Source organism: uncultured Hyphomicrobium sp. (assembly GCF_902826555.1).
In the GTDB taxonomy this organism is placed as follows: domain Bacteria; phylum Pseudomonadota; class Alphaproteobacteria; order Rhizobiales; family Hyphomicrobiaceae; genus Hyphomicrobium_C.
Genome location: NZ_CADEFI010000024.1, coordinates 44,038 through 52,645, shown reverse-complemented (window position 1 = coordinate 52,645; position 8,608 = coordinate 44,038). Strand labels below are relative to the sequence as shown.

Annotated in this window: 6 protein-coding genes; all 6 read right to left on the bottom strand. The window is 59.5% G+C overall.

Annotated features, from left to right (window positions below; translation table 11 throughout):
* Positions 1–1,652, bottom strand: a 1,652-nt coding sequence (locus QZV93_RS11470) for a PQQ-binding-like beta-propeller repeat protein (RefSeq protein ID WP_295558578.1), incomplete at its 3' end; no start/stop codon positions are given.
* Between the two features lie 423 nt (positions 1,653–2,075).
* The gene (locus QZV93_RS11465) at positions 2,076–3,980 is read right to left on the bottom strand and encodes a sigma-54-dependent Fis family transcriptional regulator (RefSeq protein ID WP_295558577.1); all 1,905 of its coding nucleotides are present in this window, start codon (positions 3,978–3,980) and stop codon (positions 2,076–2,078) included.
* 167 nt (positions 3,981–4,147) lie between these two features.
* Positions 4,148–5,896 carry a D-lactate dehydrogenase gene (dld, locus tag QZV93_RS11460; RefSeq protein WP_295558575.1) on the bottom strand — a complete coding sequence of 583 codons (1,749 nt, stop codon included), beginning with the start codon at positions 5,894–5,896 and terminating at the stop codon, positions 4,148–4,150.
* Between the two features lie 42 nt (positions 5,897–5,938).
* Positions 5,939–7,507: a GMC family oxidoreductase gene (locus QZV93_RS11455; RefSeq protein ID WP_295558573.1), complete on the bottom strand. Its 1,569-nt coding sequence runs from the start codon at positions 7,505–7,507 to the stop codon at positions 5,939–5,941.
* 21 nt (positions 7,508–7,528) lie between these two features.
* Positions 7,529–8,062: a gluconate 2-dehydrogenase subunit 3 family protein gene (locus QZV93_RS11450; protein ID WP_295558572.1), complete on the bottom strand. Its 534-nt coding sequence runs from the start codon at positions 8,060–8,062 to the stop codon at positions 7,529–7,531.
* A gap of 48 nt (positions 8,063–8,110) precedes the next feature.
* The gene (locus tag QZV93_RS11445; RefSeq protein WP_295558579.1) at positions 8,111–8,506 is read right to left on the bottom strand and encodes a VOC family protein; all 396 of its coding nucleotides are present in this window, start codon (positions 8,504–8,506) and stop codon (positions 8,111–8,113) included.
* Positions 8,507–8,608 lie beyond the last annotated feature (102 nt).

Below are 8,608 nucleotides of genomic sequence, written 5' to 3'. Positions count from 1 at the left end.
CCGTTCGGAGCCGTGAACACGATGTCGTCGGTGATGACAATGAAGCTCTGGTGCGGGGCGCCCACGCTCTTGAGGCCAGCGGCCTTGATAGCAGGATGGTTGATCGGGCCGCGGCCGGCCGGAACGCGCCACTTGTGATCGCCCGTGTTCATGTCGATCGCGGTGATGGTCGAGAACGGAGGCTTGAAGAGCGGCAGTCCGTCCGGTCCGCCGACGCCGGCCCAGGTGCCGGTGTACTTGTGGGCAGACGTACCCTCGACCTCCTGTTTGATCTTGATCGCGAACGGAATAGTGAACGACGGCACATAGAGGACGCCGGTCTTCGGGTTGTGAGCCGCACCCGCCCAGCTCGCGCCACCGAGAACGCCCGGGACCAGCAACGTGCCGGCCTTGTCCATAGTCGGAGGCGTGAACAGCGGGCCGTATTTGTAGCGGTTGAGGATCTTCTTCGCCTCTTCCTTCAGCTCTGGGGTCAGGTCGATCAGGTCGGCCTCGCTCGCACCCTGCTGAACGTACGGCGCGGGCTTCGACGGAACGGGCTGCGTCGGCGAATATTCCTCACCGGGAATGTTGCCGGCCTCGACGGGCTTCTCCTCGATCGGCCAGACCGGCTTACCGGTGGTGCGGTCGAAGGCATAGACGTAGCCTTGCTTCGTCACCTGGACGGCGGCCTTGATCTTTTTTCCGTCGACCGTGATGTCCATCAGGTTCGGGGCGGTCGGAAGATCGTAATCCCAGACGCCGTGATGGACCATCTGGAAGTGCCAGACGCGCTTGCCGGTCTTGGCGTCCACGGCCAGGAGCGATTCTGCGAACAGGTTGTTGCCGAGGCGATGGCCACCGTAGAAGTCGTTCGAAGGCGTCGAAAGCGGTAGATAAACCGTGCCCGTCTCGTCGTCGCATGCCGGCCGGGCCCACATGTTCGCGCTGCCCGTGTCCTCGAGACCATTTTTCCAAGTGTCAGCGCCATCCTCGCCGGCCAGCGGCGGGTTGTGGAACATCCAGACCCGCTTGCCGGTCTTGAGGTCGAAGGCGGGGATGTCGCCGGGCGGATGATACTTGAACGGTGGCCTGCCGTTGGCGAACGAGTCGAGCACCGCGAGGCTCGGAATGACATTACCGCCGCAGACAATCGGCGGCGAGCTGACGGTGACGAGATCGCGCTGTACGGGACGGCGCTTATGGATCGTCAGATCGACGCGGCCCTTCTCTCCCCAGCTCTCGACGGGCTTGCCCGTTTCGGCGTCGAGCATGATCAGGAAGGCATCCGGCGTACCGGCGATGATGCGCTTCTTGCCATCGACAACCGCATACGTGAGGCCGCGGTTGATGAAGCCCAGGTTCGGCGCCTGCCCTGCCAGATAGCCTTGGGAATCGTAGAGCCACTTCTCCTTGCCGGTCACCCCGTCGACGGCTGTGACGATGCCGAGCGGCGAAGTGGCATAGACCGTTCCGTCGATCGCCAGCGGCGTCGACTCGTTGACCCACGTGCGAAGGTCGGGGTTATCGGCCGAAAGATCGTTGCCGGGCAGTGAGAGGCGCCAGGCGATCTTCATCTTCTTCACGGACTCGGCCGTCGCCTTGCCATTGGCGATGTACCTCGAGCTTGTCTTGTCTCCAGCGTATTCGGTCCAGTCTGCAGCCTGCGCCATGCTTGTGCAGGCTGCAGCACACGCCACAAGCGACCATCTGGCCAGCCTGACTTTTCCCTTGGACAGCATATCCTCACCTTTCAAGTCTTCTTTCTTCTGACCAAGCGCACGGAGCCCGAAGTCCCCCCGTTCGCGCTCGCATGATCTTCGCGAATGCAAGCTTCGCGCGATGCATGCCACGCAAAGGGCAGGCAATTGCTATGCCAGCTACCGGGTGATCAGCGCGAAAGGAGGTTGCTCGGATGCTCGTGTGAGACATCCGGAGTAGGTCTTCAGCGGAATGATTGATCTGCTTTGAAATATGAGCGCGTCACCGAAAGCAGAAGCTTTGTGTCGGCTTCTCGGAGCTTGCGCGTTGTCCGTGCTCCCGTCGCCTTGCGCATGTTCACTTTTGGAGCATCGGACGTTCAAGGGACAAGGGTTCTAATCCTCGGATTGCTCGTTCAGAGCCCGATAGACAGTGTTCCGGCATACGTTGAGCCGTCTCGCCGTCTCGCTGATGTTGCCGCCGGTCTCCGCATGGACTGCCCGTAGTCTGGCCCGTTGCGAATTGCGCAAAGAGATATGAGTTTGATTTGGTTGAAGCCCCGCCACCAGCGCTTCATCAATGAGGTCTTCGCCCGCAACGAGAACGAGACGAGACAGCACAGCGCGAAGCTCCCGCACATTTCCGGGCCATGCCTGCTTCACCAGAGCAGCAACGGCACCGCTCGTAATCTCGGAAGCAGGGCGGATCTTCCGAAGTTGGTGCCAAACGATCTCTTCAAAATCCGTGCGCTCGCTGAGGGACGGCAGCACCACGTCCAGCGTGTTGAGACGATACAGAAGATCGGAGCGGAAGCGCTTGGCGGCAACGGCAGCCTGCAGGTCGACATTGGTCGCCGAGGCGACGAGGATATCGACCTTGCTGGGTTTGCCTCCGAGAGGCCGAACCGTGAAATCGTCGAGAAAGCGCAATAGAACCGATTGGAGAGAGAGCGGCATATCTCCAATCTCATCGAGAAACAGGGTTCCTCCGTCAGCCTCTCTTGCCAAGCCAGCTGCACCTCCCTTTCGCGCACCGGTGAAGGCCCCGTCGGCATATCCGAAGAGTTCGGCTTCGATGAGCGTCTCAGGCAGCGCGGTGCAGTTGACCGGCACGAAGGCTCCATCGCGACCACTGGTCTCGTGGATGAACCGCGCGAGTTCCTCTTTTCCAGTGCCGGTTTGTCCGCGAATGAGTATCGGCATGCGCATTCGTGCTGCAGACGAGACCTGACTGCAGATCGCTTTGACGCGTGCGTCCGAGGCGACAAACCCAGCAGAAGAGCCTAGCTCCCCGGTGGCCGTGTTCGGATGCTTCTCGTTTCTTCCCGGCTCACGCTCAGATGAACCCAGAAAAGTCGTGCGACGGATCTTGGCATCCGTAGATGCCGGCCCCTGCTTCCTACTCGGAAAGACTATGATTGCACCAAGCTCGCAATCCCCCTCGTTGATCAGCACAGCTCGCGCATTGGTCAAATGCGCCGCCAGTCGTGCCTCCCAGTCACGGAACGGAATGGATCGCAGGAAAGACAGGTCGCCGCCATTGGGCTCCTGATCCGCCAGGTTGCGGAGAGCATTGGACGACGCGTGTACGATCGCCGCACGCCGATCGATCAACATCATGTCGTAGTTGGCCCACGTGCGCCGCCTGTCGTTAAAAACGCCTAGAAGCCTGTCATGATCGACTTTGACCGATTGACCGATCAACGCCTCCGCGTGCGCGGCTATCGACATGACGAGGGCCAGGTTCTGCGAACCGAATGTCTTCGGTGGTCCGCTGATATTGATCACACCGAGGAGTTCGCGATCGACCGGATGGAGCACCGGGGCAGCTGCACAAGTCCAGCTCTGTACGTCCTGACAAAAATGCTCGGCGGCGTGGATCTGGACAGGCTGCCTAGTCGCCGACGCCGTACCGATGCCGTTGGTTCCCATATCTCTCTCGGACCAGCATCCGCCATCCTCGAGGTGGACCTTTCGTCCGGCATCGATGGTCCTGTGGTCGCCGATTGTCTCCAGGATGAAACCGTGCTCATCCGTGAGATTCAGCATTGTGTAGGACTCGGACAGGGCCTGGGCGGCATATTCCATTGCCGGTCTCGCGAAGCCTGCCAGAGAAATCTTATTAGAGCGGCGCCGGTAAAGCTCAGCCTCCGACACAAGTGGCGCCGAGCGGCACGCGACTTCGACGTTGTATTTTTTACAGCGCTGCCATGACAAGCCGACAGCGGGCCTCACAGCGGCGATTGTGTCGTCGCCGCAGACAAAGCGCTCCCAGGCCCCTCGAAGCTCCCTTTCGTCCATAATGCCTCAGCAAGGACGTGTTTATTTTTGTTCTACTTTTATCTGCTCGGCCTGTTGTGTCAATTGACCGCATACAAATTGATGGCAATTTCACCCGGGAGTTGCGCCAGGCAACCCTTAAGCAACAAGCCGAATATGCCGACCAAAGTCTATGTGCGGTCGCGCTCCTAGAGCCAATGCGCTCGCCGGGACGTACGACCGATGCCAGGATTGAAGACGTTGCCGGGATCGAGCGACCGATAGTGCGCGGCCAGTTGCGGTTTGGCGTGGTACATATGGCCGACGTTGTGCTCCGCGGGATACTCGGCGCCACGAGCATCCAAGCGAGACAACACTTTCTCCTCGAGGGCTGTCGGGCAATGTCCCTTCGCCACGATATAATCCTGATGGAATACGTGACATAGGAAGTGCCCATAGTAGAGCGATTTGATCGTCCATCGGGAAAGATCAGCGGGCAGCGCCTCGAACCAATCCTTCGCGTTTCGAGGCAGAGCAATATCCAGCGCGACGATGTCTTCAACATCTCGGGAATGGACGGCCCTGTACCGCACCGCAGCGCCCGCAATCACAAAACGATGCAAGAACGCCTTCTCCGCCTCCGTTGCCGTGCATTCGAAAAACTCACCGGCTGCCGAAGGAAAGATTGCGGACAAATGACTGCGGGCTTCTTCGGCTCGATTGGCGCTCACTTTCAACAGAAGATGATGCTCGAAGCGCTCCTGATAGTGTTTCATCCGGACCGGGAGATGCGCTGGAAACAATTGCGCCAGCGTGTGGAGAATGCGGTCGGTGGCAAAATGAAAAGAACCGGGAAGCCGACGCACGATTCGATCCACCCGGCTTTTCAGCGATAGGAGTGCCGGAATACGACCGGTTCCGAGCACCCGGATGGCAAGAAACATGTCTTTGCCATAGGTTTCCGCAATGTCGAAGGCATCGCGATGCAAATATTCGACTGAAACCGGCAGCTCATTGAATTGCGTAAGGATGTGACGCCTCAGTGCCGTGAGCTCCAAGGGATCGTTGGTGCCGATGTAAAAGGTGGCTGTCCCCAGCTCCGCCGGGAACGTATCCAAACGGACCGCGAAGAGCACGACCTTGCCCGCGCAGCCCGACGCTTCGAACAACCGCGTGGGATCCGCGTTGAAGCGCGCAGGGGTTGCATCCTCTACCTGTCTGACGCGGTCGACATAGCATCGGTCGGATGCTGCGCGATCGGCGGGCCAATTGATGTCGGCGTCAGTGAAGTCGCCAACCTCCAGGCGGCGCAAGATCGTTTCCGCATCATCGCCAAGATCGATCGCGAGATGGTTGACGAGGCGCAAACGCCCTTGACCGTCGAGCCGGGCGAAGAGTGCAAGCTCAGTGTAGGCAGGTCCGCGCCGTACCAGGGCTCCGCCCGAGTTGTTACAGATTCCTCCAAGCACCGATGCGCCGATGCAAGATGAGCCGATAACCGAGTGCGGCTCCCGCCCGAGCGGCTTGAGCTTTCTTTCAAGTTCATCGAGGCGTGCGCCCGGCAGACAGACGACCTGAGTTCCGCCGCCTAGAATGTGAATTCCCGCGATCCTCATGACGTTGATGATGACGACGGGACGGTCGTAGACTCCGTCAGGGGTAGACCCTCCCGTCAAGCCCGTGTTGGCGCCTTGCATAATCACGATAGCGCCCGCGGAAACGCATTCCTGCAAGACGCGCCATTGCTCGATCAGAGTCCCTGGCATGACAACCGCGGCCGCAGGTCCGGAGCCGTGCCGGTATCCTGTCGCATACGGCTCTGTCGCCTGGCTCCCCACGTGTACGTGCGTGTCGCCCACGATGGTGCGAAGACGGGCGACCAACCCAGCTGCGTCCTCTGGCGCCAGCTCACGTCCGGGCAGCACGCTCTGCTGCCCAGCCTTAGTGTTCGAATGCATGACGATCGACCTCTTGCGGCCGGGAGACGCCGCCAGTCACGGCTAAATCTCGTTCCGACTCATCATGCCGGCGAGGTGATCAGCCTGACGAATGGCCAAAGCCACGATCGTCAGAGTTGGATTCTCCGCTGCACTCGTTGTGAAGACGCTTCCATCCGAGATGAACAGGTTCCTCACCTCATGCGTTTGCCCCCAGCGGTTGACCACCCCGTCGTCCGCCTTTTCGCTCATGCGGTTGGTGCCAAGATTGTGAGTGGATGGGTAGGGCGGCGTGAGAATTGTGCGATTGGCACCTACGGCCTCGTAAAGTGCGACGCCTTGCTTGTACGCATGGTTGCGCATGGCCTCGTCGTTCGGATGATCGTCATAGTGGACGTTGGCTATAGGCATGCCGTGCTCGTCCTTAAACTCTGCATTCAGAGTCACGCAGTTGCTCGCCTGAGGCATGTCCTCTCCCACGATCCACATCCCGGCCATGCGGTCATAGCGGTCAAGCGTCGACGTGAAATCACGCCCCCAGCTCCCGGGACTAAGGAAGGCGGCCATGAAGGGGACCCCCAATGAGATCGTCTCAAGCTCGAAACCGCCGACATAGCCGCGTGACGGATCATTGCGGGCTTCATCCTGGACAATACCAGCCATGGTCGTCCCTCGGTACATGTGCACTGGTTTGTCGAAGACGGCGTAGACGGATCCGGTCGTGTGGCGCATGTAGTGACGCCCGACGTGGCCCGCCCCATTGGCAAGACCATGAGGAAAGAGAGCGCTGTGCGAGTTCAAAAGAAGTCGGGGGCTCTCAATGGAGTTTCCGGCCAAAGCGACAATGCGCGCCTTCTGGCGCTGCATCTTTCCGTCGCCGTCGGCGTAGACGACGCCGCTGATCTTGCCGCTCGGGTCATGCTCGATCTGCACGACGTGCGCGTTAGGACGAACTTCTAGATTTCCCGTTGACTCTCCCTTTGGAATCTCGGTGTAGAGCGTCGACCATTTTGCGCCCATCTTGCAGCCCTGAAAGCAAAAGCCAAGCTGCTGGCAGCTCGCGCGGTCGTCGCGAGGCTTGCTGTTGATGGACATGTTCCCGGTGTGAACCTCCTTGTAGCCGAGCTTGGTGGCGCCGGCGTGAAGGATCTTGAAGTTGTTGTTGCCGGGGAGCCTGGGAATGTCGTTCGTCCCCGTCGTTCCCATCTTGGATTCGGCCTTCGCGTACCAGGGCGCCATCTCCGTGCCATCAATGGGCCAGTCCAAAAGCTGGGCTCCCTCGATATCGCCGTAGGTGCTGCGGGCTTTCCACTCATGATCTTGGAACCGAAGCGACGCGCCAGCCCAATGCGTGGTCGTGCCGCCGACCGCCTTGACGATCCAAGCCGGCAACTCGGGAAAATCCTTGGCCACACGCCATGTCCCGGAGGTCGTCCGTTTGTCCTTCCAAGCCAGTTGCGCAAAGCTCGCCCATTCATCGTTGACGAAATCGCCGATATCGTAGCGGCCACCGGCTTCCAGGCAGACCACCTTGACGCCCTTCTGTGCAAGCTCGTTCGACAAAGTGCCGCCACCGGCGCCCGAGCCGATGACAACTACGATGCTATCGTCGTCCAGATCGAATTTGGCCATCGTGTTCCTCTCCCGCTCCGCTCAAGGCAGCCAATCAAGATCGTTGAAGCCGCGGTGGAGATAGCCTCCATTTTCAAACGATGGTCCCTCGTAGCCGAATTTGACCCAGAGGGTGTGCTGGTCGTAAAGAGCCGTGACCATTCCCGAGCGCATCCTGCTGAAGAAAGGCGTGGACTCGATTGATCTGAGCACCGCAACTCTGTCGGCTTCGTTCGCGATGGCCGTATAGGGCATGCCCTTCAGTTTCTTAGCAGCAGCGTCGAGCTCGGCAGCGCCATCGGCCAGCAGATTGATCGTCGCGGGACTCTCGGCAACCTGTGTATCGATAATTGCAACCGCAGTCTGATAGAACTTGTTGGGCAGAGCATCGTGCGGGTAAAGATCACGCGCCATCTGAACAAGCGTGCCCACTGTCGGTGACGCGACTGTCTTCAACGGCTCGGCGAGTGCCTCCCCGCTCACAGTCGGCGCCACGGCAACGACAGCGGCGGCGCTCGCTGTCGTCCTTAGGAATTCCCTTCGGCCAAGCCGTGTGGCTTTGTCGACCATACGCATTCGTCTTTCCTCCCCACTTGCGTTTGATTTTTGATGTTGCAACTGGTGCTACCGGTAGCGGCCGTGCCGCTGCAAAACCTCGATTTTGTATTGATCAGGATCCACAACAAAGAAGAAGCGAGCCATCAGAACACCGTCGCGAAAGAACTCCTTGATCGGTGTTGGCGAAAATCCGGCGCTGCTCAGTCGCTGATGCTCGGCATCGAGATCGTCAACGGCAACCGCCACGTGCCCGTAGCCCTCGCCTTGTGCGTACGGCGCGGTTCGGCCGTGATTGACCGTAAGTTCGATCTCCATGTCGTTCTCTGCATTTCGGAGATAGATCAAAGTGAAGCCATCAAAGGCAAAACGGTCGGCGACTTCTAGTCCGAGCGCCTTTTGATAGAAGTCGAGCGTCTTCTGCTCATTCAGAACCCGGATCATGCTGTGAATAATTTTGGCCATGCTGGTGGTGTTGCTCACTCGAGATGCTTGCTGCGGAACCGTAGGATCTAGGGGACGTCTTGCTACCCCGCCCTTCGCCATGAATGAGCGTTGGACCGCCTG